General features: G+C 60.0%; 31 protein-coding genes. 10 read left to right on the top strand and 21 right to left on the bottom strand.

The features are described 5' to 3' along the window. Positions 1-75: 75 nt before the first annotated feature. The 11 genes from CK498_RS06335 to CK498_RS06385 all read right to left on the bottom strand — a co-directional run bounded on the left by CK498_RS06335 (position 76) and on the right by CK498_RS06385 (position 10,197). Positions 76-1,356 carry a TRAP transporter large permease gene (locus CK498_RS06335; RefSeq protein WP_095620001.1) on the bottom strand — a complete coding sequence of 427 codons (1,281 nt, stop codon included), beginning with the start codon at positions 1,354-1,356 and terminating at the stop codon, positions 76-78. A 1-nt stretch (position 1,357) separates the two neighbouring features. Then, complete coding sequence (locus tag CK498_RS06340) at positions 1,358-1,852, bottom strand: TRAP transporter small permease (protein WP_095620002.1); 495 nt, start codon at positions 1,850-1,852, stop codon at positions 1,358-1,360. A 225-nt stretch (positions 1,853-2,077) separates the two neighbouring features. Next, positions 2,078-3,064, bottom strand: coding sequence for a DctP family TRAP transporter solute-binding subunit (locus tag CK498_RS06345; RefSeq protein WP_095620003.1), 987 nt, complete (start codon positions 3,062-3,064; stop codon positions 2,078-2,080). Between the two features lie 129 nt (positions 3,065-3,193). Further along, the gene (locus CK498_RS06350) at positions 3,194-4,237 is read right to left on the bottom strand and encodes an L-idonate 5-dehydrogenase (protein WP_095620004.1); all 1,044 of its coding nucleotides are present in this window, start codon (positions 4,235-4,237) and stop codon (positions 3,194-3,196) included. 17 nt (positions 4,238-4,254) lie between these two features. Further along, positions 4,255-5,022 (bottom strand): SDR family oxidoreductase, encoded by a 768-nt coding sequence (locus tag CK498_RS06355; RefSeq protein WP_095620005.1) that lies wholly within the window; start codon positions 5,020-5,022, stop codon positions 4,255-4,257. A gap of 11 nt (positions 5,023-5,033) precedes the next feature. Beyond that, positions 5,034-6,185: a mandelate racemase/muconate lactonizing enzyme family protein gene (locus CK498_RS06360; protein ID WP_229358980.1), complete on the bottom strand. Its 1,152-nt coding sequence runs from the start codon at positions 6,183-6,185 to the stop codon at positions 5,034-5,036. A gap of 529 nt (positions 6,186-6,714) precedes the next feature. Then, positions 6,715-6,951, bottom strand: coding sequence for a type VII toxin-antitoxin system HepT family RNase toxin (hepT, locus tag CK498_RS06365; RefSeq protein ID WP_229358981.1), 237 nt, complete (start codon positions 6,949-6,951; stop codon positions 6,715-6,717). Further along, entirely contained in the window at positions 6,936-7,352 is a 417-nt protein-coding gene (mntA, locus tag CK498_RS06370) for a type VII toxin-antitoxin system MntA family adenylyltransferase antitoxin (protein ID WP_095620007.1), read from the bottom strand. Before mntA ends, hepT begins: the two co-directional genes overlap by 16 nt. A gap of 33 nt (positions 7,353-7,385) precedes the next feature. Then, positions 7,386-8,651 (bottom strand): TRAP transporter large permease, encoded by a 1,266-nt coding sequence (locus CK498_RS06375; protein WP_095620008.1) that lies wholly within the window; start codon positions 8,649-8,651, stop codon positions 7,386-7,388. Next, positions 8,648-9,199 (bottom strand): TRAP transporter small permease, encoded by a 552-nt coding sequence (locus CK498_RS06380; protein ID WP_095620009.1) that lies wholly within the window; start codon positions 9,197-9,199, stop codon positions 8,648-8,650. Before CK498_RS06380 ends, CK498_RS06375 begins: the two co-directional genes overlap by 4 nt. A gap of 11 nt (positions 9,200-9,210) precedes the next feature. Then, positions 9,211-10,197 carry a TRAP transporter substrate-binding protein gene (locus CK498_RS06385; RefSeq protein ID WP_095620010.1) on the bottom strand — a complete coding sequence of 329 codons (987 nt, stop codon included), beginning with the start codon at positions 10,195-10,197 and terminating at the stop codon, positions 9,211-9,213. A 156-nt stretch (positions 10,198-10,353) separates the two neighbouring features. Between CK498_RS06385 and CK498_RS06390 the strand changes: the two genes are divergently transcribed. The 3 genes from CK498_RS06390 (at position 10,354) to CK498_RS06400 (ending at position 12,574) form a co-directional block, all read left to right on the top strand. Then, positions 10,354-11,193 carry an AlkA N-terminal domain-containing protein gene (locus CK498_RS06390; protein ID WP_095620011.1) on the top strand — a complete coding sequence of 280 codons (840 nt, stop codon included), beginning with the start codon at positions 10,354-10,356 and terminating at the stop codon, positions 11,191-11,193. Positions 11,194-11,467: 274 nt separating this feature from the next. Next, entirely contained in the window at positions 11,468-11,839 is a 372-nt protein-coding gene (locus CK498_RS06395) for a hypothetical protein (protein ID WP_095620012.1), read from the top strand. A 138-nt stretch (positions 11,840-11,977) separates the two neighbouring features. Further along, positions 11,978-12,574, top strand: coding sequence for a 2-hydroxychromene-2-carboxylate isomerase (locus CK498_RS06400; protein WP_229358982.1), 597 nt, complete (start codon positions 11,978-11,980; stop codon positions 12,572-12,574). 24 nt (positions 12,575-12,598) lie between these two features. On the opposite strand, the gene CK498_RS06405 is transcribed toward CK498_RS06400, so the two are convergent. The 3 genes from CK498_RS06405 to CK498_RS06415 form a co-directional block, all read right to left on the bottom strand. Further along, positions 12,599-13,507, bottom strand: coding sequence for an AraC family transcriptional regulator (locus CK498_RS06405; RefSeq protein WP_095620013.1), 909 nt, complete (start codon positions 13,505-13,507; stop codon positions 12,599-12,601). Positions 13,508-13,731: 224 nt separating this feature from the next. Next, positions 13,732-14,697: an SDR family NAD(P)-dependent oxidoreductase gene (locus tag CK498_RS06410; protein WP_095620014.1), complete on the bottom strand. Its 966-nt coding sequence runs from the start codon at positions 14,695-14,697 to the stop codon at positions 13,732-13,734. Positions 14,698-14,750: 53 nt separating this feature from the next. Then, the gene (locus tag CK498_RS06415) at positions 14,751-15,506 is read right to left on the bottom strand and encodes an SDR family NAD(P)-dependent oxidoreductase (RefSeq protein ID WP_095620015.1); all 756 of its coding nucleotides are present in this window, start codon (positions 15,504-15,506) and stop codon (positions 14,751-14,753) included. 144 nt (positions 15,507-15,650) lie between these two features. Here CK498_RS06415 and CK498_RS06420 point away from each other — a divergent pair, with 144 nt between their 5' ends. Further along, positions 15,651-16,262 (top strand): TetR/AcrR family transcriptional regulator, encoded by a 612-nt coding sequence (locus CK498_RS06420; RefSeq protein WP_095620016.1) that lies wholly within the window; start codon positions 15,651-15,653, stop codon positions 16,260-16,262. Positions 16,263-16,630: 368 nt separating this feature from the next. Here CK498_RS06420 and CK498_RS06425 read toward each other — a convergent pair whose 3' ends face one another. Beyond that, positions 16,631-17,542: an AraC family transcriptional regulator gene (locus tag CK498_RS06425; RefSeq protein WP_095620017.1), complete on the bottom strand. Its 912-nt coding sequence runs from the start codon at positions 17,540-17,542 to the stop codon at positions 16,631-16,633. 98 nt (positions 17,543-17,640) lie between these two features. Between CK498_RS06425 and CK498_RS06430 the strand changes: the two genes are divergently transcribed. Together CK498_RS06430 and CK498_RS06435 are read left to right on the top strand one after the other, a co-directional pair. Continuing rightward, positions 17,641-17,856, top strand: a complete 216-nt coding sequence (locus tag CK498_RS06430) for an SDR family NAD(P)-dependent oxidoreductase (protein ID WP_095620018.1) — start codon at positions 17,641-17,643, stop codon at positions 17,854-17,856. Between the two features lie 53 nt (positions 17,857-17,909). Next, positions 17,910-18,854, top strand: coding sequence for an alpha/beta hydrolase family protein (locus tag CK498_RS06435; protein ID WP_095620019.1), 945 nt, complete (start codon positions 17,910-17,912; stop codon positions 18,852-18,854). A 200-nt stretch (positions 18,855-19,054) separates the two neighbouring features. Here CK498_RS06435 and CK498_RS06440 read toward each other — a convergent pair whose 3' ends face one another. The 3 genes from CK498_RS06440 to CK498_RS06450 all read right to left on the bottom strand — a co-directional run bounded on the left by CK498_RS06440 (position 19,055) and on the right by CK498_RS06450 (position 22,392). Beyond that, positions 19,055-20,062 (bottom strand): saccharopine dehydrogenase family protein, encoded by a 1,008-nt coding sequence (locus tag CK498_RS06440; protein WP_217987698.1) that lies wholly within the window; start codon positions 20,060-20,062, stop codon positions 19,055-19,057. Between the two features lie 100 nt (positions 20,063-20,162). Beyond that, positions 20,163-21,281: an alpha/beta fold hydrolase gene (locus CK498_RS06445; protein WP_217987699.1), complete on the bottom strand. Its 1,119-nt coding sequence runs from the start codon at positions 21,279-21,281 to the stop codon at positions 20,163-20,165. Between the two features lie 106 nt (positions 21,282-21,387). After that, positions 21,388-22,392 (bottom strand): NADP-dependent oxidoreductase, encoded by a 1,005-nt coding sequence (locus tag CK498_RS06450; protein WP_095620020.1) that lies wholly within the window; start codon positions 22,390-22,392, stop codon positions 21,388-21,390. 123 nt (positions 22,393-22,515) lie between these two features. On the opposite strand from CK498_RS06450, the gene CK498_RS06455 reads away from it, so the two are divergent. After that, the gene (locus CK498_RS06455) at positions 22,516-23,082 is read left to right on the top strand and encodes a TetR/AcrR family transcriptional regulator (RefSeq protein WP_095620021.1); all 567 of its coding nucleotides are present in this window, start codon (positions 22,516-22,518) and stop codon (positions 23,080-23,082) included. A gap of 61 nt (positions 23,083-23,143) precedes the next feature. Here CK498_RS06455 and CK498_RS26130 read toward each other — a convergent pair whose 3' ends face one another. After that, positions 23,144-23,317 carry a hypothetical protein gene (locus CK498_RS26130; protein ID WP_176475735.1) on the bottom strand — a complete coding sequence of 58 codons (174 nt, stop codon included), beginning with the start codon at positions 23,315-23,317 and terminating at the stop codon, positions 23,144-23,146. 264 nt (positions 23,318-23,581) lie between these two features. Between CK498_RS26130 and CK498_RS06460 the strand changes: the two genes are divergently transcribed. The 3 genes from CK498_RS06460 (at position 23,582) to CK498_RS06470 (ending at position 25,167) form a co-directional block, all read left to right on the top strand. Further along, positions 23,582-24,304 (top strand): SDR family oxidoreductase, encoded by a 723-nt coding sequence (locus CK498_RS06460; protein WP_095620022.1) that lies wholly within the window; start codon positions 23,582-23,584, stop codon positions 24,302-24,304. Between the two features lie 24 nt (positions 24,305-24,328). Beyond that, a complete protein-coding gene (locus tag CK498_RS06465) occupies positions 24,329-24,817 on the top strand; it encodes a carboxymuconolactone decarboxylase family protein (protein WP_095620023.1) in 489 nt (162 codons plus the stop codon). Between the two features lie 110 nt (positions 24,818-24,927). Next, positions 24,928-25,167, top strand: a complete 240-nt coding sequence (locus CK498_RS06470; protein WP_095620024.1) for an Atu4866 domain-containing protein — start codon at positions 24,928-24,930, stop codon at positions 25,165-25,167. 3 nt (positions 25,168-25,170) lie between these two features. On the opposite strand, the gene CK498_RS06475 is transcribed toward CK498_RS06470, so the two are convergent. Continuing rightward, positions 25,171-26,118 (bottom strand): 5'-nucleotidase, encoded by a 948-nt coding sequence (locus CK498_RS06475; RefSeq protein ID WP_095620025.1) that lies wholly within the window; start codon positions 26,116-26,118, stop codon positions 25,171-25,173. Between the two features lie 119 nt (positions 26,119-26,237). Next, positions 26,238-26,609: a YbaN family protein gene (locus CK498_RS06480; protein WP_229358983.1), complete on the bottom strand. Its 372-nt coding sequence runs from the start codon at positions 26,607-26,609 to the stop codon at positions 26,238-26,240. Positions 26,610-26,614: the final 5 nt, after the last annotated feature.

Below are 26,614 nucleotides of genomic sequence, written 5' to 3' on the forward strand. Positions count from 1 at the left end.
GCCCAGTCATCGGTCTCGGCGCTGGTCGTCAGCGCGTCACTACATAACTGCTAGTGACGCGCAATATCGCGATAGTCAGTTGAACAGCGTCAGTGGCAGTAGCGACAACTGAGGTACATAAGCAATCACGACCAGTGCCAAAATCATCACTATAACAAACGGCACTACACCCTGAATGACTGGGCCCAGCGAGCTATTGCCAATCCTGGCGGCAACAAAAAGATTGATGCCAAGAGGCGGTGTAATGAAACCGATAGCGAGACTAACCACCATGATGATACCGAAGTGCACAGGATCCACGCCCACTGACGTCACAACGGGGTAGAGGATTGGAGCCAGCACAAGAATGGCTGGGGTAGTATCCATTACGCACCCCACTAAGAGCAGTAACAGCAGGATGATGAGCAGCAATACGATTGGGTGCAATGAAAACTGTAGTATGAGATCCGCGATAGAGGATGGAATACGCTCAATGGTCAGTATCCGTGCAAAGGTTGATGCACAGCCTAAAATCACCATCACAGTGCCTGTGGTGGCACAGGAGCGAGCAACGGTCCTGAAAATATCCCTCGGCAACAGCTCGCGGTGAATGAACACACCACAGACGAATGCGTATACTGACGCTACCGCGGCTGCTTCAGTGGGGGTAAACACGCCTGCATAAATCCCCCCCAGGATAATAATAGGATTTAGTAGCGCCCACTTAGCATCCCACATTAAACGCAGTGTTTTGGCGCCATCAAAAGACTCTTGCGTACCCCTCCACCCCATTTTACGCGAATAATAGTATACATAAGCAATAAGCAACAGGCCAATCAGCATTCCCGGCAGGATACCGCCTAGAAATATGTTGGTGATGGATGTTCCAGTGGTAACACCATACAATACCATTGGAATAGATGGAGGAATAATGACACCAATGCTGCCGGCAGCCGCTACCAATCCTAATGTAAACGACTTGGAGTAGCCGGCTTGAAGCATAGTGGGCACCACCATTGAGCCCACCGCCGCCACGGTCGCCGGACCTGAGCCGGAAACGGCAGCAAAGAACATGCAGACAACAACCGTCACTATCGCCAACCCACCGGTGATACGCCCAAAAAATGCATTGGCGACAGCAAGGATGCGTCTTGAGACGCCCCCGGCGCCCATCAGGTCACCGGCGAGGATAAACAGAGGAATCGCCATGATCGGAAAACTATCGGTGGCAGTAACCAGTGTCTGAGCCACATATAGTTCTGAAAGGGTGCCAAAAGACAATATCGTTACCACGCAGGCCAAGCCAATCGCAATCCCCACGGGAACATTAAGGATTAACAGTACGACTAGGCTGATGAATAGAACGGCTGCTGTCATGTTACAGCTCCCCTTGCTGTGACAATTCAGGGTGTTTCAGTCGCCAATAGATTGTCTGCAACTGCCGTATCGCGGTTAGAGCAAAACCAACGCAAGGTGCTGCATACACGATCCACATTGGTACGTTAACCGCAGGAGACGTCTGTCCTAGCATTATCTGACGCTCAATTACTGACCAACTGGTCCATACAATATAGAGAGAAAATATCAAAAACAGCACATCACCTAGCACGACTACCCAGGGACGGAGAAAGCTAGGAAATAAGTGGAGTGCAGTATCGATTTTAATATGGCGCATTTCCCGCGCGCCAAAGCTAATCCCCAGATAGATCAACCAAATAAAGAGATAACGGGCAATTTCCTCGGACCATGAGAGCGATGCGCCCATTACATAACGCATGAACACTTGCACTGCGAGAAGCGCTGCCATCATCAACATCAGCACCACGCATACAGAGATTTCTGCGTACTCATCAATCCACTTAACGACTTTCATTTGCTCTCTCCGGCATGGGTGCAAAATGATACAACACGCTCAGGGGCCAAGTAGGTGCCAGAGCTATCTCCGTCCTCTTCCTGCCGCGCTGTACAGAACGGTCATTGATCTGCTTACCCCCATGCATCGTAATATGAACAAACATTAGTACCTGTTGAGATCGCATGACGCGGGCCATCCAAAATGCGCCACCCTAGCAAAGCCAAGGTGGCGCAGCACAACAGATTAATCGCTCAGCAACTGTTCAAGATACTCAGGATTATCCATCATGGAACTCACCAGGGAGTAGATGTCGGCATCTACCATCGTTTGCTGCCACAGCGTTTTCTGTTCAGGCGTCAACTCAGTTACGGTGATCCCTTCCTGATTGGAAAACTTTTCTACTACCTCCGCTTCAAGTTCCTGCGAGCGCTGCCGCTGGAACTCGGTAGCCGTCTCAATAGACTCGTTGATAGCCTGACGCTCAGATTCATCCAGAGCGTTATACCGGTCGAGGTTCATAAAGACGATAAATGGAGTGTAGACATGCTGGGTCAGAGACACTTGGTCTTGCACCTCGAGGAAGCGATTGCTATCGATGATCGATAACGGGTTCTCTTGGGCGTCTACGGTCCCCTGCTGCAGAGCGGTAAAGAGTTCAGGGAAGGCCATCGGTGTAGGGTTGGCACCCAGCGCACGCCACGCGGCAAGGTGTACCCTATTCTCCATGGTCCTGACTTTCTTGCCCTCCAGGTCTGAAGGCTCAGCCACCACATTGCTCTTGCCGGTGTAGTTGCGGAAGCCATTTTCCCAGAAAGCCAAGCCCTTCAAGCCTTTGCCTTCCAGGGAGGCGAGAATCTCTTGGCCAATTTCACCATCGAGCGCTGCATAGGCTTCTTCTGAGGACAAGAAAAGGAAAGGTGCGTCGAACAAGTAGAAGTCTGGTATCAAATTGGCCAATGGGCTGGTAGACGCAATACCAATATCGATATCGCCAAAGATAGTACTCTCAAGCACGACGCGATCGTCACCCAACTGGTTATCTGGGTATAGGTTAATTTCCAGTGAACCTCCGGTCTTTTCTTCGACCAGTCTCTTGAATTCAATACCCGCTTCTTTAGCAGAGTCTGCAACCACGTTCGCCAAGCGCATTGTATCGGCTTGGGCAATAGCTGGTGCCAAGGCAAGAGCTAAAACGGTCAACCCTTTTTTAAGTCCGGAATGGATAGGCATACTTGTTTTCCTTATGTGTGATAGCTGGCTCGGAAAAACTCACTAACTTTGTTATCTTTCATATCATATGAAAATTCATGAAATAGTATCTTGGCAATAAACCTCCTACTTTATTCAGTGAGCACCATCTCAACAGGCCTCGAAATCAATTTGCACCTTCATTGCCTTTTCACGTTGCGATGCAAGTTCGAAGGCTTCTTGGGCAGATGACATTGAAACAGAGGATGTGATGAAAGATGCCAAGTCGACAACACCCTTGTCAATCAGCTCAACGGCTTTATAAAATTCCTGATCGAAGCGAAAACTTCCCTTAATCTCAATCTCCTTAGCGACTATCAGGTTTACCTCCACCGGTATTTTTCCTCCAAGCCCGACCGTCACGATCGTGCCTCTTGGGCGGATAGCCGCTAACGCAAAGTCCAATGCCTCAGGACTACCTGAACACTCAAACACCACATCTTGAGTCCCCTTTCCAGCGGTTAGCATAGCCAGGGCGCTCTCATCGTTTGCGACATTAATGGTGGTTGTCGCCCCCATTTCCTTGGCTATTCTCAAGGGTGCCTCATACATATCGGTTGCTACGATCTCTTGAGCACCGGCAATAACACACGACATCACGGTCAAGCACCCAATCGGGCCACAACCTGAGACAAGTACTTTTTTTCCCTTCAGGTCGCCCGCCTGGCTGACAGCGTGCAGACAAACTGCCAGCGGCTCTGCACAGGCGGCCTGGGACAAATCAGTGTCTCTGTTTAGCAGGACAAGCTGCCGTTCGGGGATCGTTATTTCTTGGCGAAACAGCCCTTGCTGATGCGGAAACCTCATGGCGCTGCCGAAGAATCGCATGTCGTCGCAGTGATTACGCAACCCTTTTCGGCAATATGCGCAGGTATCGCAGGGCATTGAGGGGTTCACGGCAACTCTGTCACCAGGTGATAGGCGATCGACGCCTTCACCCACTGCAGCGACGACGCCTGACACTTCATGCCCCAAGATCATCGGTTCACGAAGCCTCACCGCACCAAAGCCCCCATTATGATAATAGTGAAGGTCAGAGCCGCAAATTCCTCCTTTACTTATGTTGACCTTCACCTCACCCCATTGCGGCTCCGGGGCGCCAGTTTCGCCCGTCACTCGAAGATCGTTTGCTGCATGTATCTTGATAGAAAACATAGCCTGTCTCTTTGAGTTCAAAGCACCGAGATCATGCCGCCATCGACATAAACGATATGGCCATTGACATAGTCTGAAGCAGCGGACGATAGATAAATGGCAGTGCCGGCCAGTTCCTCAGGGTTCCCCCAGCGCCCTGCCGGCGTACGCCCTTTTACCCAGCCATCGAATTCGGGGTTAGAGGTTAACGCTTCATTCATGTCCGTTAGCATATAGCCTGGGCCGATCGCATTCGCTTGAATCCCATGCTGCCCCCACTCCGCTGCCATGGCCTTGGTCAACATTTTGATACCGCCCTTGGCGACCGTATAAGGCGCCACAGTGGCCCGCGCGAGTTCACTGGTCAGTGAGCCGATATTGACGATCTTGCCCTTGCCACGTGGCACCATGCGTTTAGCGGCCTCGCGCCCGACCACGAAGGCCGAGGTGAGGTTGACGTCCAGCACGCGCTGCCAGTCGGCGGTCTCGAGTTCAAGCATCGCCTTTCTGAACTGGATGCCCGCGTTATTGATCAGGATGTCGATTGCCACCCCATCGCGGTCGAAATGTTCGAAGGCCTCTCGTACCCCTGCATCATCGGTAACATCGAAGGCCGCGACATCGACCCGATAGCCGGCCTCGGTCATTTCCTGGGCAGCGACAGCCAACCGCTCCTCGTTGACACCGTTGAGAATCACCCGCGCCCCAGCCGCGGCGAGCCCTTCGGCGAAGGCGCGTCCCAGGCCGCGGGAAGACCCGGTAATCAGGGCGGTCTTGCCGGTCAAGTCGAACAGTTCGATGGACATTTCGTGTCTCCTTACAGGGTGGATTGGCGCGTGGAGAGATCGCTGCGGGTGAAGACGCTCGGGAGCAGTTCAACGCCGAGGCCTGGACCCTCCATGGGATAGACGTAACCCTTCTCGATACGTGGCACCGCAGTGACCAGCTCGTTGTACCAGCCCTTGTAAAAGGCCCGCACGCTCTCCTGGATCAGCGTATTGGGCTGGCTGAAGGACATGTGAATGGCCGCAGCGAAGCCCACCGGGCCGATGCAGTCATGGGGCGCAAAGGGGCGATGCCAGGTCTCGGCCAGTGCGGCAATCTTGCGCCCCTCGGTCAGCCCACCGGTCCAGCACAGGTCGACCATGACCACGTGAGCAGCGTCGCGCTCCAGCATGTCCTTGTAGGGCCACCGCGAGCCCAGGGTCTCGCTGGCGCAGGTCCACACCTTGGTGGAAGCCGCATACTCGGCAAGCGCCTGGGGCGAGTTCATGCGGATCGGATCCTCGAACCACAGCGGCGCATATGGCTCCAGTGCCTGGGCGATCATCTTGGCGGTGGGCAGGTTCCACTGGGAATGAAACTCCACCATGATGTCCATCTCGTCGCCAACGGCGCGGCGGATATCCTCGAAGGGCTTGAGCGCCTGCTTGAGCTGACGTGACGTGATGTACTGGCCACGCGTCTCGGCGGCAATGGGATCGAAGGGCCAGATCTTCATGGCATCGATACCGGACTCGAGCAGGTTCTCAGCCAGTTGCGCCGGACGGTTCATAAAACCATCGAGATCTTCGTAGGGCCCCTCCGACGCCCCCGCGTTCCAGTTCGCCACCGGTTTGATGTTGTTCGTCCTGACGTAGCGGTATCCGGCGCAGGTGTTGTAGACGCGGATCTTGTCCCAGCACAGACCACCAAGCATCTGATGCACGGGCAGGTCACATACCTTGCCGAAGATGTCCCACAGGGCGATGTCGATGGCGGAGGCGGCGCGATATTCGGCGCCGGTCGAGGACTGCGCCATGGGCAGCGACACCATTTCCTTATGCAGCGCCTCAATGTTGAGCGGGTTTTGTCCCAGCAGGCGCTGGGCCAAGGTGTCATGGATATGCGCTTCCACAGCCCCAGCACCATAGAAGGTCTCCCCCAGCCCCACTATTCCAGCATCAGTAACTACATGTACCCAGAGCACATTAGCGAACTCATCCAAACGGTATGTCTTTATTTCGGTAATTTTCACAAGCGTGATCTCGGTGATCGTGTAGGAATACCCAGCCAGCTTAGCGACACCCAGCATGGTTCTACGGCCGGTGGCAATTGCGTTGCCAGCTCTCAATCAGGAGCGTGGAATGCCGAGCAAGGCTCTTTGATATACTGTGATATATCACAAATAGCAATGCGCTAGCATCGGGTCAAATAAATCCTTTTGCCACACACCATTCGCCTTCTCCTAACACCCACAGACGCCCTTCAACCGATTGATTTCAGGAGTATATTGAGAGCTTCTTCGGCACTTTATACTTTAGTTTAAAGGGTGCGTAATATCCGCTAGCAGGCCGTGCTGGCAGGGTGCAGGTGTCGCGACCGCAACGCACATCACGTTACCGAAGGAACACTGCAAGTGGTGTCTCGAAGTGAGCGAAGTCTTACTTTCCGAAGGCAGGGGATACCTATGGATTCCGCTGCCACGCGGAGCATGGGGGAGGTAGACAAGCCGATCTTTAGCCAAGTGGATCCATGAACACCTCAGCAAACTGGCGGAACTGATCCAGATGATGGCGACAGATCGCAAATACCACTTGCCAGTCAACCACCTCGGAGTTCTGCACCACGATATTGCGAAAGCCCACCGATTTACGCATATCCTCCGCTAGCTCACGGCTGATGACGCCTCGCTCGGCAAGCACCTCGAATCTGGACCATGGTAATTGGCGAGGGCTGATCAGCGCTTGATCCATGCCTTCTGCCTTGCCCTCAAAATCCGCTGCTGCAGCGGCACGAAGTCTTCATTATCAATGATATTGCGATAGACCAGCTTGGCCCAGGCGGTATCACTGCCCTTCAACCGCACTCCACTGGTCACGATCTGGGTCAGCAGTGGCTGGCCCGCCGTCCTGAGGTCGATCAGATCCACCGAACGCCCAAAGGCCAGCGCCAACGCCTCGATCATGGCGACTTCTTGCTCGGCGGAGAGTGGCTGCGACGCTTCTACCGCCACGTCGATATCACTCTCGAGTCGCTCGCTCCCATGTGCCATCGAGCCGAACAGCACGATCTGTTCAATACCTTCGACACCCTCCAGCGCATGGAGGACAGCCTGGCAGGTGGCCGAAAATTGGGCGTCAATTGGGATGCTCATCGCAATGACCTAACGTGGGTAGCGACATGCCGCTCAGCGCCCGATCAGCCCGGTGGTCAGCCACGGCTGCCAGGCCAGCAGCACCAGGGTCGCCAGGGTCGCGAGCAGGAACGGGATCAGCGCGCGGAAGATGCGCAGCGTCGAGGCGCCGGTCATCGATGAGGCAATGAACAGCCCCGCCCCCACCGGTGGCGTGAGCAGGCCGAGCACCAGGGTCAGGCACACCACCACGCCGAACTGGTAGGGGCTGATGCCAAACTGCTGGGTGGCGATGGGCAGCAGGATCGGCACCACCAGGATCAGCGCGGCGATGCCGTCGATGACCATGCCCACCAGCAGCAGCGAGCCGATCACCAACAGCAGGAACAGGAAGGGGTCGGTGGTCAGCGCCGAGATCGCCGCCGCCGCCATCTGCGGCAGACGCTCGTAGGTCACCACCCAGCCGAACACCCCGGCGGCGGCGATCAGCATGATCACCAGCCCGGCGTTGACCGCGGTACGCGTCAGCACCCGCGGCAGTTGGCCCAGCGTCAGCTCGCCGTAGAGCAGGCGCCCCAGCAACAGCGCCGCCAGCGAGGCCAGCGCCGCGGATTCGGTGGGCGTCGCCACCCCGAGCAGAATCCCGCCGATGATGATCAGCGGGATCGACAGCGCCGGCACGCCCATGATCAGCGCCCGGCGCGCCTCGTCGCGGGTCGGCCAGTTGCCCTTGGGGTACTGCTGGCGCAGCCCGACCACGGCAATCGCCAGGAAAAAGCTGAAGCCCAGCAGCAGCCCGGGCAGGATGCCGGCGATGAACATCTCGGCGATCGGTACCTGGGCGATCACCCCGAACAGCACGAACAGCATCGACGGCGGAATGATCGGCGACAGCAGGCCGCCAGCGGCGGTGATCGCCGCGCTGTAGGGCTTGTCGTAGCCTTCGCGCTCCATGGCCGGCACCATGGCCCGCGACATGATCGCGATCTGCGATGCCGCCGAGCCGATGATCGCCGCCATCATCATGTTGGCGACCAGGTTGATATAGGCCAGGCCGCCGCGGAAGCCGCCCACCAGCAGCCGCGCCAGATCGATCAGGCGGCGAGTGACCCCGCCCTCGTTCATCAGCTCGCCGGCCAGCATAAACAGCGGAATCGCCAGCAGCCCGTAGCTCTCGATGGCACCAAACAGCTGCTGCGGGTAGGACTCGAACAGCACCGTATTGCCCGAATCGGCGATATACCACGCCGCGGTGAGCGCCAGCACCAGGGCGATGGGCACCGCGGCGAGCAGCAGGATGGCAAACACCACCACGGTCATCGGCTGGGCTCCTCGGCCGGTGCTCGCAGGTCGCGCAGCGCCTGGCACAGGTTACTGACGCCGTGCAGCGTCAGCGACACGGCGAACAGCGGCATGATCAGCCACACCCAGAACTTCCTGATGCCCAGGGTCGAGGTGTTCTCGGCGTAGATGAAGTTGAAGGTCTGGCCTTGGAAGGCCTGGACATCGAAACCGGCGCGCCACAGCGCCAGCGGCTGATACCAGCGCCAGCACAGCCACAGCATGAGTAGCGCGAAGGTCAGCACGGTGAGGTCGACGAACAGCGACAGCCAGCGCCGCGGGCGACCCGGCAGCGCATCGCTGAGCAGCGTCACGGCGATGCCCTGGCGGCGCTTGAGCACCGCCGAGGCGATCAGGAAGGTCATCCAGATCATCGCATAGATGGCCAGCTCGCTGATCCAGTAGAGCGGGCTACCCGCAGCGCGAAAGGCGATATTGACCAGGATCAGCAGGGTCACCGCGGCGGCCAGTGCCGCCGCGACGATCTCTTCGAGTCGGGCCAACCGCAGGGAGAGGCGTGACAGCATGGCGCGTTCGTTCACTCCTCGCGCAGGCGCTCAGCTTCCTCGCGCAGCGCCTCGAGGGACGGCGCCTTGTCGGCCCAGATACCTTCCCACTCGGCGATGGCGTCGCTGAAGAACTCGGCGTCGGCCTCGACGATATTGAGGTCGAGCTCGCGGATCTCGGCTTCCTGCTCGGCGTCCTGCTGCTGGAAGCCGGTGATCACGTTGTCGAGGTGCTCGGCCATGGCGGTGCGGATCATGTCCTGGTCGTCCTCCTCCAACTCGTTCCATACCCGACCCGAGACCACGCCCACCATGGGGAACATCATATGGTTGGAGATCAGTAGGTTATCGGCCTGCTCGTGGAATTTAAGAATCAGGATCGAGTCGAAATCCATGTCGATGGCGTCGACCTGGCCGTTGGCCAGCGCATCGTAGACCTCGAGCAGCGGCAGCGGCGCCGGCGCCGCACCGGTGGCGGTGTAGAAGTCGCGGATCGGATCGAACGGGGTAATGCGCAGGCGCTGGCCGCGCATGTCGTCGACGCTCTCGATGGGCGAACGCGACAGCACCTGGCGCATGCCCACCATGCCGTAGCCCATGCCGACCAGGCCCACCCCGCCGGGCAGCTGGTCGAGCAGCGCATTGGCGGCGTCGGACTGCAGCAAGCGCGCGGCGTGATCGACGCCATCCACCAGGTAGGGCGCATAGAGCGCACCGAAGTCCGGCACCCGGTTGGAGATCTCGGCGATGGTCAGAAAGGCCATGTCCAGTGCGCCGGTCTGCAGCTGCTGAACCATCTGCGCCTCGTTGCCGAGCTGCTGGGCCGGGTAGACGCTGACGCTGTGCTCGCCGCCGGAACGCTCGGCGAGGGTCTCGGCGAAGGCCTCGGCCTCCTGGGACCACATGTGCTGGGGTGGGGTGATCAATCCCAGGCGAAACTCCCGCGCCTGGGCGGAGAGCGAAGCAGTAGCGAAGGTGGTGGCCGCAACGGCCAGTGTCAGCGTCTTGAGGGGGCGCATGAGAGCCTCGTCGTTATCGGAATAGTATGGAGCTCGACAAGGTTACCTCAGCGCCCGCGTTGATGGCACCCGGCTTTAGCTACCGATTGCGGCAGCCATCCCTGCCGTTCCGGCTACACTGGCGCATACTGACACCTATCTATTCAGGAACCCTCAATGCTGGATTCCGACAACCTCCGACCCGACATCGGCGCTGCCCCAGCTGCCCCGCTATGCCTCGAACTCGCCTATCGCCCGCCCTATGCCTGGCAAGCCCTGCGCGACTTCCATGCCAAGCGCGCCATTCATGGCCTGGAGTGGGTCGATGACGACCGCTATGGCCGGACCATACGCTGGGGACAGGCACGCGGCCGCTTCAGCGCTGTTCACCACCCAGATCGCCATGCCTTCGAGGTGCATCTGCAGCTCGATGCTCCCTCTATGCTCGACCCGGTAATAGGTAATATCCGCCGAGTGCTCGACCTCGACGCCGATACGGCACTGATCGAGTCGCACCTGGCCAAGGCGCTGCCTAGCTTGGCCCTGGTGGAGGGGCTGCGCCTGCCCGGCACCTGGACGGCATTCGAGGCCGGGGTACGGGCGATCCTCGGCCAGCAGGTCTCGGTGGCGGCGGCCCGGCGCCTGGTTACCATCCTGGTCAGCGAGCTGGGCGACGCCGAGGCCGACGGCCAGCGCCACTTCCCCAGCGCCGAACAGATCGCCGCCAGTGAGCTGGCCTTTCTCGGCATGCCGGATGCCCGCCGCCAGACCCTGCGCCGCTTCGCCGCCTGGCATGCCTGCGGAGAGGCCGGCGAGGATCCGCGCGCCTGGACCACTCTCAAAGGCATCGGCCCGTGGAGCGCCGACTACGCCGCGTTGCGCGGCACCTCGCACCCGGATATCTGGCTAGCCGGCGACCTGGGAATCCGCAAGGCGCTACCAGCCCTGCACGACGCCGACCCGCAGCGCGCCACTCCCTGGCGCAGCTACCTCACCTTTCAACTCTGGAGTCGTTGATCCAACATAGAATGTGACAATTACGATCATCCATAAAACTTATTAAACATGGCGATATATCTCGGCCAGAACCGCACTCAATGAAAATTAGCAGGATCGGGCAATCTTCCGCGACAAATGCGCCTACTGGTGATGGCCATCCCCCCTATCATCTCTCTCACGGTCGTCACGACCGACATGCTGTCCACCGGGCATCCACGGGCAACGTCCATCAGGTCACCGCGACAGGCAAGCCCGGCAAGACGGAATGTCATTCAACGAGAGGGTTATCACCATGAAATACACCACCATCATCATGCAAACCATCACCGCCGGTGCCCTGGTCATGGGCCTGGCCGCCCAAGCCACTGCCTCCAACGCCACTCAGGTGCGCTTCGAGGTCGGTAGTCCAGCCCTCGGCGGCACACAGGAAGGCATCCACGAGTACCGCGTCGCTGCCGAGGATAATCAGTCCAGCGAGAACTACGGCGCCGGACACTACCGCACCACCTTCGAGGTCGGCAGCCCAGGACTCGGTGGCACACGGGAAGGCGTCCACCGTCAGCGCGTCGAGGTCGAGAGTCTTCAGGCCGCTGATCGCGATGTTGCCCAGTCCGAGCGTGCCGGCCCTAGCGTCGACAGCCCAACTCAAGGCACTCGCGGCTAAGCACCGCCGAGACAACTAGCGCGACGCAAGCACCGCGGGCCACCCACTTGGGTGGCCCGTTTGCGTATTGCCCCCTGCATGCAGCTACACTTACCCGACCGCTCGCTGATATCAGCACGCGGAATACAGGGAATCAGCATGCACATCACCTACTACTTCAGCCAGGTCTCTCCCTGGTCCTACCTGGGGCACGCCAAGATCGGCGAGATCGCCTCACGATACGACGCCACAATCGACTATGTGCCGGTTACCCTGAGCGCTGTCTTCCCCCGCACCGGTGGGCTGCCACTCCCCAAGCGGGCACCCGAGCGTCAGGCCTATCGCATGGCGGAGTTGAAGCGCTGGCCACAGCTGCGCGGCGTGCCGCTCAACGTGGAACCGCGACACTTTCCCACCGACGATCGCCCGGCCGCCCGCCTGGTATTGACCGCCAAGGCGCAGGGGCACGATATCGCCCAGCTATCGCTGGCTATCCTGCGGGCCTGCTGGCATGAAGAACGCGACGTCGGCGATCTTGCCACCCTGGGTGAGATCGCCACGGCGTTTGGCCTGGATGGACCGGCCCTGCTCGAGGCGTCGGAAGCCGAAACGGGGCAGAAGCGTCTCGATGACGCCTGCGAGCAGGCAATTACCGCCGGCTGCTTCGGCGCTCCCTGGTACGATGTCGATGGTGAACCCTTCTGGGGCCAGGACCGCCTCGAGCTGGTGGAGAAGAAGCTGGCCGGCGAGCTATAGCCTGCGCCGACACGACTGAGCCCCTCAATGCGCCAGTGCCATGCCAGCAGCCTGCGGTGGGGGTAGCAGCGCCAGCGAGGCCTTCATTTCACGCACTTCCTCGCCCGGCGGCCGCCCGAACAGGCGCTTGAACTCACGGCTGAACTGCGACGCGCTCTCGTATCCCACCCTAGCCGCGGCCCCCGCCGCCGTCAGGCCATCGCGGATCATCATCAACCGGGCCTGATGCAGTCGGGTCGACTTGATGTACTGCAGAGGCGAGGTTTGCGTCACCGCCTTGAAGTGCACATGAAAGGCCGCTGGGCTCATGCCGACATCGCTTGCCAGACGGCCCACCTCGAGGGTGTCGGCATAATCCGCGTGGATGCGCTGTAGGGCCTTGGCAATACGGCCGAACTGGCCTTGCTGGGCCAGCGCCGCTCGCGCACTGCTGCCCTGCTCACCGACCAACACCCGGTAGTAGATCTCCCGTACGATCCCCGGCGCCAGCACCTGCGCCTCGGTGGGCGAAGAGAGTGCCTCGAGGAGCCTTAGCGTGGCATCCGCCATGGACTCCCCAAGCGGCGTCGAGAGCATACCCCGTGGTGTCGACTCTGAACGTGCGTCCGCCTGGTCCAGCATGAAGGCCAGCTCAGCCACCGCGGCCATATCCAGCCGAATCGATATGGCCAGCAGCGGCTCCTCAGGGCTGGCCTCGGTATCCGAGGCAAAGGGCAGCGGCACCGACAGCACGAGATAGTGTAGGGCATCGTAGAGATACACGTCATCGCCCAGGTACCCCCACTTGCGCCCTTGGCAGACGATCACGATGCCCGGCTCATACAGCACCGGGGTGAGTTTCAGCGGGCGGTCCGAGCGCATGAAGCGCACTTCGTTCAACAGCGACTCGGTGTAGCCTTCATTCGGGGCAAGCAGATACAGCAGTTCGATCATTCGCTCTTGGGAATCCAAGGTAGGTCGCGTCGCCAAGCGGTAGTCCCTCCTTTCGCTACACTTAGCATTTTAGGCAGACTTTTCTCGTCGATGACACCTAAAAAGCATGTAAAAAATATAATCAGGCAACACTGCAATAGGAATGGTTGTTACGTAAGAGGAGCACCAACAGCCAGCGCATGCGCTGGCTGTTGGCTCTTTTGGATGACTCGTACCTGACGTCGTTACACCACGTTTATCCATTTCTCACTGAGGAACCAGAGCTGCCTAGCCCTGTCGGCGTCGAGCGCGTAGGACTTCACACCGTCGGCAAAGGGGTTGGGGGTATCGTCGATCGGAGCGACCGCGCAGTCTTCGAGGTAGCGCCCGCCAATCTCGTCCTGGTCGGCCACGACGGCAGCCCAGACCGAGGTGGCGGCCGCCTGGGGAATCTCTTTCAACTCGAGTGGGGGAAGACCCGCATCGGCGCGTGCTTTGCCCACCGTCTCGAAAAGTTCCTGCACCGCTTCCGGAGAGAAGTGACGGCCGAGGTCCGTCATGCTGTTCCCCGGCATCACCGATGCCGCGCGGATCCCGCGATCCCGATGCCGCCGGTCGAATTCCACGGCGAAGAGAGACGTGGCCGTCTTCGACTTGCCATAGGCGACAAAGGGCTCGTACTCCTGTCGTTCGAAACCAGGATCATCCAGGTCGACATCGGCAACGCGGTGTGCCTGGGACGAGAGCATCACCACGCGGCCATTGTCGGCGAGCAGCCGTTCGATCCGGTTAATCAAGGCAAAATGGCCGAGATAGTTGGCGGCAAACTGAAGCTCGAAGCCGTCCACCGTTTTTTCGAACGGCGTGGCCATTACCCCGGCGTTGGCGATGATGGCGTCGAACGGCGTCCCATCATCCAGCAGTGTGTCCGCACAGGCGCGAACACTCTGCAGGGAAGCCAGATCCAGCTCCACCAGTGCCAGATCGCCCCCGCCCTGCGACGCGGCGTCACGCACCGCTGCCGTGGCCGCCTCGGCTCTGGCGAGGTCCCTCACCGCACCGATGACACTGGCGCCCTTGGCCACGAGCGCACGGGCCGTTTCGAGCCCGATGCCCGCTGAAATCCCCGTCACGAGGAATCGCTTTCCGGTGAGCTCGATGCCGGCAAGCACCTCCACGGCGGTCGTCTTTGCACCCAGTTTCTCAGTCATTTCTTTTTCCTCTACCCAGTCATAGGGGAGCGTCTTCGCCCCATTCTTGATGCTCAGATTTGGAATCCGCCAGCCACGTCCAGTACGGCGCCACTGATGTAGCCCGCGTCGGGTCCTGCCAGGAAGCAAACCGTCGCCGCGACCTCCTCGAGGGTGGCAATGCGGCGGATGGGATGAAGATCCATCAGCGTTTCCGGCACGTTGTGCGCGACTTCCGCCGCCATATCCGTCGGCATGATGCCCGGCTGCACGACATTGACAGTGATGTTGCGCGGGCCAAGATCGCGCCCAACACCTTTCGCGTAACCCACGATGGCGGCCTTGGTGCCCGCGTAATCCGCCACACCGGGGAAGGCCACACGGCTGGCGATGGCCGAGCCGATGAAGATAATGCGTCCACCGTCCGAGAGCTGGCGTGCGGCGGCCCGCGTGGTTGCCACCGCACCGAGCACGTTGATTTGCCACTGGCGGTCGAGCGCCTCGGCATCGAGTTCAGGATCGTCGACCAGCTTGCCCTGAACCGCGATGGCGGCGTTGTTGACGAGGATGTCGAGTCTGCCGAAATGAGAGACGACGTCATCGATCAAGGCGGCGGCAGAAGAGGTATCGGCCTGGTCGCTCCTGATCGCGATGGCCCGAGCCCCTTTTGTCTTTAGCTTCTCGACCACAGCCTCGGCCTTCTCGGCAGAGGCCACGTAGCTGATGGCCACGTCCGCCCCCTGTTCGGCAAGCGCTTCCGCAATGGCCGCTCCAAGCCCGCGCGACCCGCCGGTAACGAGTGCGACCTTGCCACTCAATGTCTTCTGCATAACCACCTCTCTCAACGTGGAGGAACGATTCCGCTAGAAGGGAATCGAAAAAGTAACGATCGTTACTATAACTAACGTTATTGAATTGGACTGAGGGCGTCAAGGAATTTAGTATCGATCGGTATGAAAAGAGGAGGTGATCCGATGGGACGTCAGCGCGAATTCGATGTGGAGCAGGCGCTGGACGCGGCTCTCTGTATGTTCTGGCGCAAGGGCTACGAAGGCACGTCGTACACCGACCTGACGCAGGCCACGGGTGTCGAGCGCCCCGGGCTCTACTCGGCCTTCGGCAATAAGGAGGCGCTGTTCCGTCGAGCGATCGAGCGCTACTTCACGCACTACCTGGACTATTTCCCGGTTGCGCTGGAGCGGCCAACCTCACGAGAGGTGGTGGAAGAGATCTTTCGCGGCGCGGCAGAGCTGCATACCCGCCACCTCGACCGCCCGGGGTGCCTCGGCATTCATGGCGCCCTGGCGGGCTCGGACGACGCCGAGCCCATTCGTCAGGCACTGGTCGAAGCCCGTGCAAAAGGCGAGGTCATGCTGCGCGAGCGATTCGAACGGGCCAAGCAGGAGGGGGATCTACCACCGTCGGCCAACAGCGCCGTGCTGGCCGCCTATGTCATGACCGTGCTGCACGGCATGGCGGTACAGGCCAAGGCCGGCTTCAGCCACGACATGCTGGTGGCCATCACAGAGCACGCGCTTTCCACTTGGCCGGATAACAGTTCCCTGTCTACCGGCAATCCACCCTGAGCCTGGCTTCAGGCCGTACCGAGAACGACGGGAGCCAGGCCGGATGCAGACCGGCAGCTACCAGCGGTTAAGGGGTTTGGTGGTTGAACACGCCAAAGATGCTGGTCGCTATGAATGACTGTTTTTCCACTGCCGCGGCGATTGCCCGTACTCCCATGCGACGCGCGGAAACATCGACGTGACGCTGCTCATAGCCGACTGATTGCACATGCCACTTACTCAGCATATCGTGCTGAGTAAGTGGCTATTATTCATATCGACCCCGACAGCGACCCCAGCAAGGTTGTGCGCTAGGTAGGCCAACAGCGGATAAGCGTTCCTTGCCGGCCGTCCATCCAGCTTTGCATCCACCCTTTGAAGCTCTATCCCTAACGCTCTTGCTTACCTGCATACGCACCGGGAGAAAGGCCCTCGTGCCGGACAAATGCCATCCCGAAGGCGCTGGCGGATCCATAACCGACCCTCAGGGCGATCTCCGTGTTGGTAAGTTTGCCATGTCGTAGTAGGGTCTTGGCGATGGCCATGCGCCAGTCCGTCACATATTCCATCGGCGCGCGTCCGATTTCCTTCCGGAACTTCTCGAAGAAGCCGGAGCGGGACATGCCCGCGTCCTTCGCCAGCCTAGCGACGGAAATCTCGCCCCCCACATCCGAGTGGATGCGCTGCAAGGCGACGGCCAGTTTCGGATCGGACAGCCCACGCAGTAACCCCGCGGGCATGTCCACGGCAGGCCCCGAGCGGAGCGCCTCGATAAGTAGTACCTCCAGCAGCCGCTCGAGGATCAGCTTACGCCCCGGCCGCTCTGCGCGGGTCTCCTCGTGGATCACCGGCACCAGAGCCATCAGGCGGGCGTGGCCGGAGACATGGATCATCTCGGGCAACAGTGACACCAGCAGGTCGCTTGGGGGTGCTTCGAAGCGGCAGTGCCCGACCAGCGCGCGCATCTCCACGGGGGCGTCAGCGGGGCCGAGGCGAACCCGCCCGGGGCCGACTTCAAGCGGCCGGCCCGGCCCCTTCGGTTCCGGAGGCACCTCACTGGTCATGCGAAAACCATGCAGATCGGGGATCAGGATGAAGTCTCCGGCCGACAGCGTGACCGGCGCCTGACCGGTTACCTCAACCTGGCAGCCCCCCTCGACCATCGCGCAGTAGAAGGGGCTGGCCATGTCATGCCGCTCGACCTGCCACTGGCCTCCCGCCTCAACCATCTTCGAGATGGACACCGCCGGTTTGAGCAGCATGACGACGCTGGACAGGGGGTCTTCGATACCATCGTGCATACTTCTGGACTCTTGATGAATAATTATGGACATTCGTGTATAGAATGAACGGCCGCTGCTGTCTATCCTCTCCTGCACATCAGACGAGGAGACCAGATATGCCCCGTATACTCATCACCGGCACCTCTTCGGGCTTCGGCCGGGCCATCGTCGCGCAATTCCTCGACCGGGGCTGGGAGGTCATCGCCACGATGCGCAATCCTTCCGCCGAGGGCCTGCCCGTTTCGGACAACCTGCGGCTGATGCCCCTCGACGTCACCGACGCGGATAGCATTGCCGCCGCCGTTGCGGAAGCAGGCCTCTCCGCCGCCTGATCCACGGGCGCAGCAGAGGCGCTGTGCTCGCAGCTTCAAAACGAGGCGAACAGATGAACCGACTGATCAACTTGTCCCGCGTCCTGCCGACGCCGGAACCCGCCCTGACCGTCGCCTATACCCCGATCCGCCTGGCGATGCCTGACCGCCAATCCCTGGAGCTGCGCCTCACCGCGCCTGCAACCGGGGACACTCTTCCGATCGTGATCCTGTCGCACGGCTTCGGTCCGTCGAACTATATCCCCTCGAAGGACGGCTACGCCCCGCTCGCCCAGTTTTGGGCCGAACGGGGGATCGTCGTCATCCAGCCGACGCACGCCAGCTCACGGGTCGGCGGGCTTGCCCCCGACCAACCTGAAGGCCCCTTCTTCTGGCGCGAGCGCGTGGTCGAGTTACGTGCGATCGTCGATCAGTTGGCCGAGATCGAGCGACAGGCCCCCGCCATCGCAGGACGGCTGGATCACGATCGGATCGCCGTGGCGGGCCACTCCTTCGGCGGACATACCTGCAGCCTGCTGCTTGGCGGACGTTTGCAGGGGGAGGTGTTCTCCGATCCACGCATCCGCGGTGGTATCCTGCTGGCGGCCCCGGGTCGCGGCGGCGCCGATCTGACACCAGAGCATGCCACTCGCTTTCCCTTCTTCGATGTGGATTTCAGCGGCATCGAATTGCCGATACTTGTGATCTGCGGCGCGTTGGATGATCCCCATTTCACGCCGCGCGGCCCAGAGTGGCACGCGGATTCCTTCTATGACGCGCCGGGGGCCGAGGCCCTGCTGACGATCAGCAACGTGGGCCACGGGCTAGGCGGAATCGCGGGGCTCGACGCGCGCGAGACCGAGGTAGAAGATCCCGAGGCACTGGAGGCGACCCGGCGTCTGACACTGGCGTGGCTAAGGAGCATATTCTGCATAGAGCAAGACACCTGGAAACAGAGCCAGGCTGCGCTCCGAGATAGCGCGGCCCCCGTCGCGAAGATTACCGTGAGAGAAAGCTGAGTCGAGGTCTCATGTCAGCTCGCCGTCATATTTGGGCAGTGGCTTTACCCCGCTCACCGAAAATTCGCCGGTGAGGCTTCGAACGGCCGGAGTCTCGCTGCTTACCGTGCGAGTTCACAACTGCAGTCAGTTCCCTATTGCAAGTTATCCAATAATGGCATAACAAGTGTCCTCCGCTCATACAATGCTACATTCCATTCTTAATCCTCCTTGAGCACTGTAGCTCCTGCGCTGATTAGCTCATTCAGGAACCACTCCGCATTAATAAGATGTTCCGGAAAGTAGAGACCTGGCGAAACGGGAGGCTGGCCTTCCAGTCCGAGAACCGTCGAAAGCGTCAGTACAACACTGACGCCCGTCAGCGTGGCTTGGCCTCGCGTAAACTCGAGGCTCGCACGACGCGTTTGAGTTTTACCGCCAACCTCGCCCTCAATTTCCACGACGAGTTCAGTCGCGATGCTGCCTCCGCGCAGCCGGCTCGAAGAAACGCTGCTGGCAATATCGAAGCGAACGTCGTCCGCGCCGGTCATGGCGTGGAGACTGACCACATCATAGGGAGCGAAAGCCATTGCCTCGAGCTCCCGGCCGTCGACAGCGTTGATCGTTCGCGTTGTTGCGGCGCCGGACAGCCAAACACGGTGTCCGTTCTTGAAGGCAAGGATGCCTATCCCACCTTCGCTACCCCGTTTCATGTCGGCAATGGCGGCCGGGCCGGTCGCATCCAGCTCATCCACCACTGCCCCAACCTTCACGGATCGAACCGTATCCAGGGACGTTACGCTGGCCTGCGTGAGGAACACCGCGGTTCCGCCATGCCAATGGCTCGCAAGCACGATCGGGGATGCCTGGGGACGTCGCATAAAATGGGCCATCTCGGCGCCCACTTCGACGAGCCAGTTTCCGATGCTAAGGTAAGGCACTCCCTTTTCCTGCGCCAGAGCAAGGCCTTTGAGCCCCTCGTCGGGCACCAGCATCACGACAGCGGCCAGGGCCACGTCCTTCGCAAGACCTAGGCCGGGCTTGTCGACATCGACGTCGACCGCCTCGGCGGAGCTTAGCTCACGTGCGACAGCCCGGGCCTTTTCCAGATTGCGACCGCCGATCAGGATTGGAATGTCCGCATGCCGTTCGCGAAACAGCTTCACCGTGCATGACCCGACGACGCCCGAGCCTCCCACGAACAGGACTTTTTCTGTCATCTCTTTCATCATCTTCACCCTTCTATAAAAGTGGTTTGCTTGGATGCTCTGCATCTCAGGCGTTCTCAATTCGGGGCACGCCGGTTATCGGTGGCCGCTCTACATGCGCTCAATGCGGTGCGTAGCGTTGCTCGAGCCAAGCAATGACCAGCCGGTTCAACTCTTCTGGCTTTTCCTCTGGTGTCCAATGCCAGGTGTCGGCAAGGACATGCGTTTCGAGATCCGGCACATGGGCGTCCATCCCATCCATCATGCTCGGCCTGAGCACCACATCGTTGGCTGCCGCTACCATCAGCGACGGCACACGGACGGTCTGATCGATATCAAGCCCCGCCTCCCAGTTGCGTGTGATGTTGCGGTACCAGTGGATGGCGGGAGTGAAACCGGTGCGCTCGAAATGCCTGACGTAGTAGTCCAGCTCGGCTGAGGTCAGGACGTCGTTTCCAGGGAGTTCCGCCGATGCGGGCTGGCCGTAATACTCCATATTCAGGACCGCCTGAGGCAGGCTATCCCAGCCTTCCGGCGTGCCGAGATCCTTGCGCATTGCGCCTCTCAAGGTGCCTCTTACGTCCCGGTTCATGATGTCATCGGCCGCTCGCCCATCCTGGAACATCAGTACGTACATCTGCGGGCTGTAGACCTCCTGCATCTGGGCAACCGGGTCGACGTGCGGATCTGCCATGAAGTCCTGCCCTTCCGGCAATACGGGGTTGACGAGATCCGGGTGAAGCCAAAGCATCCAGTGAGGGATGTGCGGTGTATTAAGCGAGATCACCCCGGCAATGCGCTCTTCATGGAAAAGCGCCATCTGCCATGCGAGGAGGCCGCCCCAGTCATGGCCCATGACGACAGCCTTCTCCACATCGAGCGCGTCCATCAGGCCGGCGACATCTCCCGTCAGCTGGGCGATGTCGTAATCTTCGATTGCAGTGGGGGTGTCACTGAGACCGTAGCCTCGCAGGTCGGGAACGATCACGCGGTAGCCGGCGTCCACGAGCGCGGGGATCTGGTGGCGCCAGGTGAACGCCAATCCGGGAAAGCCGTGAAGCAGGACAATGGCCGGCCCGGCCCCAGCTTCATACACCGCCAAGTTGATTCCATTGGTTTCGACCATGCGAACCGGTGGCATGACCGTGGGCTCAGTGGCCCACGAAAGTGAAGGCATGCCCGCAGAAAGCATGGCGGCGGCCATGCCTGCGAGAACAGCTCTACGCGTAAGGTTAATCATTCTCTTCTCCTGAGACGCTGATTTTTACTCCCGTTTCCAGGCAAGCACCGGCGCAGGGAGACTAGATGACAGATGTGCCTGGAGAGAGGTAGCCGCGTCGGTGATTTCAGTGATGGGAAAGTTTTACGAGCATTTTCCCGGTATTTTTTCCGGCGAAGAGGTCGAGGAACGCGGTAGGCGTATTCTCGAGACCATTGACGACCGTCTCTTGCCATTTAATCTTCCCATCCAGAATCCATTGCCCGACATCGCGCTGGAACTCCTCCCAGAGGTCGAGATAGTTGGTACAGATCAAGCCCTCGAGTCGGATGCTTTTCTCGATGACCGAATAGATGTTGCGGGGTCCGGTGGGGGTGTCGTTGTACTGCTCGATCATCCCGCAGAGGGGAAAACGGGCGAAATCGTTGGCGACGGCCAGTGCCGCCTCTAGATGTGCCCCGCCGACATTGTCGAAATAGATATCGACGCCGTCGGGGGCCGCTGCGCTCAGGGCCTCAGTCAGATCAGGCACTTCCTTGTAGTTGATCGCGACATCGACACCAGCCTCTTCGCGCAACCAGCGGAGTTTTTCTTCCGAGCCGGCCGAGCCGATCACCCGGCACCCCTTGATCTTGGCTATTTGCGCAACCAATGATCCCACCGCGCCCGCCGCCGCCGAGACGAATACCGTCTCTCCTGGCTTGGGATTGCCGATGCGTAGAAGGCCAGCATAGGCGGCCAGACCGGGAAAGCCGAGTGGCCCTAGATAAGCCTGCACCGCTATGTCCGTATCGATGCGCGTGGCAGAATCCGCAGCGATCAGTGCAAGATCGCGCCATCCGGCGAAATGGCTGACTGTGTCGCCGGGCGAGAAATTAGCGTCGCCACTTTCGACGACAACTCCGATCGCGGCCCCATCCAGAGGCTGGTTCAATTCAAAGGCCGGTATGTAAGTCTTGCGGTCGTTCATCCGGCCACGCATGTAGGGGTCGACCGATAGCCACTCGTTGCGGACAAGCAGTTGGCCGCTAGCAGGTGCATCGAGAGCGCTCTCGACAAGTTTGAAATCATCGGCTTGGGGCAGCCCGTCTGGGCGGTCGACAAGGTGAAACCGGCGGGAGAGAATGGTCATGGAACCTCCGTGGTTGGGCGGGCCGCCCAGGCAAGTGGATGCTACCAAAAGTAAGCTACTAATAGTAACTTACTCTTGGTAGTATATGAGGAAGGCTCAAGCTGTCAAGCAGAGGAGTGGCAATTGGCGAAAAAACTTCCGAGAGCAGCCAGAAGGGCTCAGCTCCTTGAAACCGCTCGCACGATAGTGCGCGAGGAAGGGACGGATGCACTGACGCTCGGTGTACTCGCCGAGCGTGCAGGAGTGAGCAAGCCGATCACCTACAGCCATTTTGATAGCCGATCTGGGCTGATGATCGCCCTCTACAAGGGCATCATGGAGCAGCAGGTAGCGGCGCTAGCAACGGCGCTGTCACAGACCCCTGCGCGATTGGAGGATGTCGCTCAGGTCGGCGCGCAAGCCTACATGGAGTGCACCACCGCTGTGGGCCCGGAATGGCATGCCATTGCCGCTGCACTTCGGGGCGACGCACAGATGGATGCCTACCAGCAGGAGATGCTACGGGGCCATATCGCTTTCTATGTAGATGTATTGACGCCCTTGTCTCGTCTTTCGCCCGAGGCTGTCCACCGTCGCTGCGTTGGCCTGATCGGGGCCGCTGAAGCATTGTCAGACGAGATGGTCCGTGGTGGCTGCACGAAAGAGCAGGCGGCGAACGATCTCGCCGCGCTGATCGTAAGCTGGTTTTGAGCATCAGGCGTTTGGCCCGCTGATGGTGAGTCAGCGGCGCCAGCCTTCTCGCCCTAAACTCTCAATGCGACACTGCCAGGTCTGCCAACCGTTCAGGTGACAATAGCGCCAGAGAGGCTTTCATTTCACGCACTTCCTCGCCGGGCGGCCGGTCCGAGCGCATGAAGCGCACCTCGCTGAGTTGCGACTGGGTAACCCCCTCATGCGGCGCTAGCCGATACAGCAGCGCAATCATTCGCTCTTGGGATTTAAAACCAGGTCCTATAGGCACTTAATCGCCCTCCCCACCATTCGCGCCAATAAAGGTTTAGGCAAATTTTCGGGATAAAAAAACCTTAAATACGCCTCACCAATAGAATCCGGCAATGCTGCAATAGGAATGGCTCTGTCGGCGTGCAGTGCACCGCCGTAGGCTTATCACAACGACGCTCTTGCTCGTGGATCGATTATTCGAGCCCCGCAACAGGGTCGTCCCAAGCCCCCATACGGAGTCATTCTCATGAGTAAAGTCATTCTTCTCACCGGCGCCAGCAGCGGCATTGGCGAGGCCACCGCCCGGTTGTTGGCCAAACAGGGTCATCGTTTGGTCATCGGCGCACGCCGTACCGAGCGCCTGGAAGCGTTGGCTCAGGCCCTTCGTTCCGAAGGCGGCAACGTAGAGTATCGCGCGTTGGACGTGACTCGACGCGACGACGTGCAGGCCTTTGCCGATGCCGCACTGAAGCTCCATGGTCGCATCGACGTGATCATCAACAATGCCGGCATCATGCCGCTCTCGCCCTTGGCCTCGCTCAAGGTCGACGAGTGGGACCGCATGATCGACGTCAACATCCGCGGCGTGCTCCACGGCATCGCCGCCGTACTACCGACCATGCAGGCCCAAGGCAGCGGGCAGGTGATCAACATCTCCTCCATCGGCGGCCTCTACGTGGTGCCTACCGGCGCCGTCTACTGCGCCACCAAGTACGCCGTGCGGGCGATTTCCGACGGGCTGCGCCAAGAGCACGACAACCTCCGCGTCACCTGCGTCTATCCCGGCGTGGTCGAGTCGGAGCTAGCCGACACCATCACCGATGCCGGCGCCGCCGAAGCGATGAAGAGTTTCCGCCAGATCGCCCTCAAGCCCGGCGCCATCGCCACGGCCATTGCCCATGTCATCGGCCAGCCCGACGAGGTGGACACCAGCGATATCGTGGTTCGCCCCACCGCAAGCCCGGCATGAGCCCCGACGCACGAGGAAAAACCAATGCTCTCAATTACCACACCAGGCAAGGCCTCACTCGCCAGCCTTGCCTTAGCCGCCACGGCAGCCCTGCCCTTCACGGCTCAGGCGACGACGACCGAAGCGCGCAGCGAACGAGGTGCAGAGATGATCCGCCATCTCAACAATGGCGAAGCACAGCCAAACCTCGAAGCCATGCGTGAGGAGTTTCCCTTTCTCGCCGAAGCGACGGAGGCCTATGCCCTGGGCGATGTCTGGGGGCGGGATGTACTCGACGATCGCACACGACAGCTCGCAGCTGTCGCCGCCATGGCAGCCATGGGCGAAACCGGCATCATGCGCGTCCATGCCGGCTATGCGCTCAATGTCGGTGTCTCGGAAGAGGAGTTGAAGGAGGTCATTTACATGATCACCGTCCCCGCCGGGTTTACGCGTGCCATTACCGCCTCACAGGCGCTTTCAGAAGTATTCGCTGAGCACCGATCCACCTCCCGGATGGAAAGCTCGCAGTGACCACCGGCCGTCGCTTATCCCACCTCAGGGTGCTGCTTTACGCTGCACTCATCACGCTCTCAACGAGCAACAGCAGCGTGCTTGCTGAGAATGCATCTGGAGACGTCACCATGGCAGACCACCCCTATGTCGGCATGTGGGTCACCGACGACGGTTACATCCGCCACGAACTACTGCCCAACAATCGCTACGACGAAGCCCGCGGCGAGCGCGAGAGCGCCTATCAAGGGCGCTATCGCGTGACCGGCCAATATATCGAGTACTGGGATGACACCGGCTTCACCGCCGATGGAGAATTCATCGACGGTGTGCTCTATCACGCCGGGATGGTGCTGCGGCGTCGGCAGTGACACTCACGTCTTAATGATGCCAAGCCCCTGATTGAGCTGCCCGAAAGGCACATGCACCGACGGCAGGATATCGCTGGTGGCCGATAGGTGAGACGCTTGGTCGTCGAAGAAGATGTGCGGCTTGATAATACCGAGCACATGCTCCTTGGCGATGCCGCCGAGGAAATAGGCCTCGTTGACGGTCACCCCCCAGCTACGCATGGTATGAATGACTCGCTCATGGGCCGGCGCATTACGGGCCGTCACGATAGATACCCTGACCTTGGGTCGATAGGCGCCCTGAGTTTCTTCTTCACGCTGCTTCTCCAGCATCTGGATGTGGGCCAGCTTGCGCAGGAACACGGCCAGCAAGCCCGCCTCGGGCGGTACCTGGGCATTGGCCCGTTCATACTCGTGAAATGCATCGATCCCCTGCTGCTGGTAGATGGTTTCGGACTCGTCGGTGACCAGCACACCGTCGAAGTCGAAAGCGATACGCAGTTCCTCCTCATCAGTCAGGTCGAGGTCGCCTGAGGACAATACCTGACCCGCCGGATGCCCCGCGAGGATCGCCTGGTCGACATCCTGGCGATTGGCTGACAGAAATAGGCTGATATTGAGTGCCGGGATAAAACGGTGGGGGTAGCGCCCTTGCAGGAAGATCGCCCGCGTAATACCCAACTCATGGTGCTCTATCGACTTCATGACACGCAGCCCGGTTTCCGGATCGTTGCGCGACAGCAGCACCACTTCGATGGGTGGATCCTCCGGGCTCAATTCGTTCAGTGACAGTAGACGCTTGATAAAGGGGAAGGCAACGCCTGTGACGAGGGGAATATCCTCGTGATCGCGCTGGTAAATACGATAGGCCGCCTCGCCCTGTTCGCGAAATACCTGGTCGGACTGCGACAGGTCGAAGAGGGCGCTGGACGCCAGTCCAATAACCAAGCGTTCACTGAGGTCGTAGGGCATGCGCGTTACTCATCGCCGATGATAGGAGAAGCTTGGGTGACCATGCCCCAGCGGCGATGGTCGATCAAGTGGCTCCACTCTCGAACGGCTACGGGATACCGCACTCAAATCGCTCAGGTTCAGCGCGAAGGCGCCGAAGGCTCCGGTCGCGTAATCAGCCAGACCGCCACCGCTACCAGTAGCGCCACGATCGCCCAACGCAGCCAGCCCTGGCCTAGGTGCAGCAGGATCATCACCATGCTGGCGACGATCATTCCCACGGCGACGAACTTGGCTCGCCGTGGGATCGCCCGCTCCCTTTCCCAGTTCTCGAGCAGTGGCCCGACATAGCGCCGCGAGCGGATCCAGGCCTCAAAGCGCGGCGAGCCGCGAGAGGCACAGTAGACCGCCGCCAGCATGAACTCCGTGGTCGGCAATAGCGGCAGAAACAGGCCCAGAAAGCCCACAGCGAAGCTCAATGCCGCCAATGCCACCCATAACAATCGCACCATTACCA

It is taken from the genome of Halomonas salipaludis (assembly GCF_002286975.1).
Classification (GTDB): domain Bacteria; phylum Pseudomonadota; class Gammaproteobacteria; order Pseudomonadales; family Halomonadaceae; genus Franzmannia; species Franzmannia salipaludis.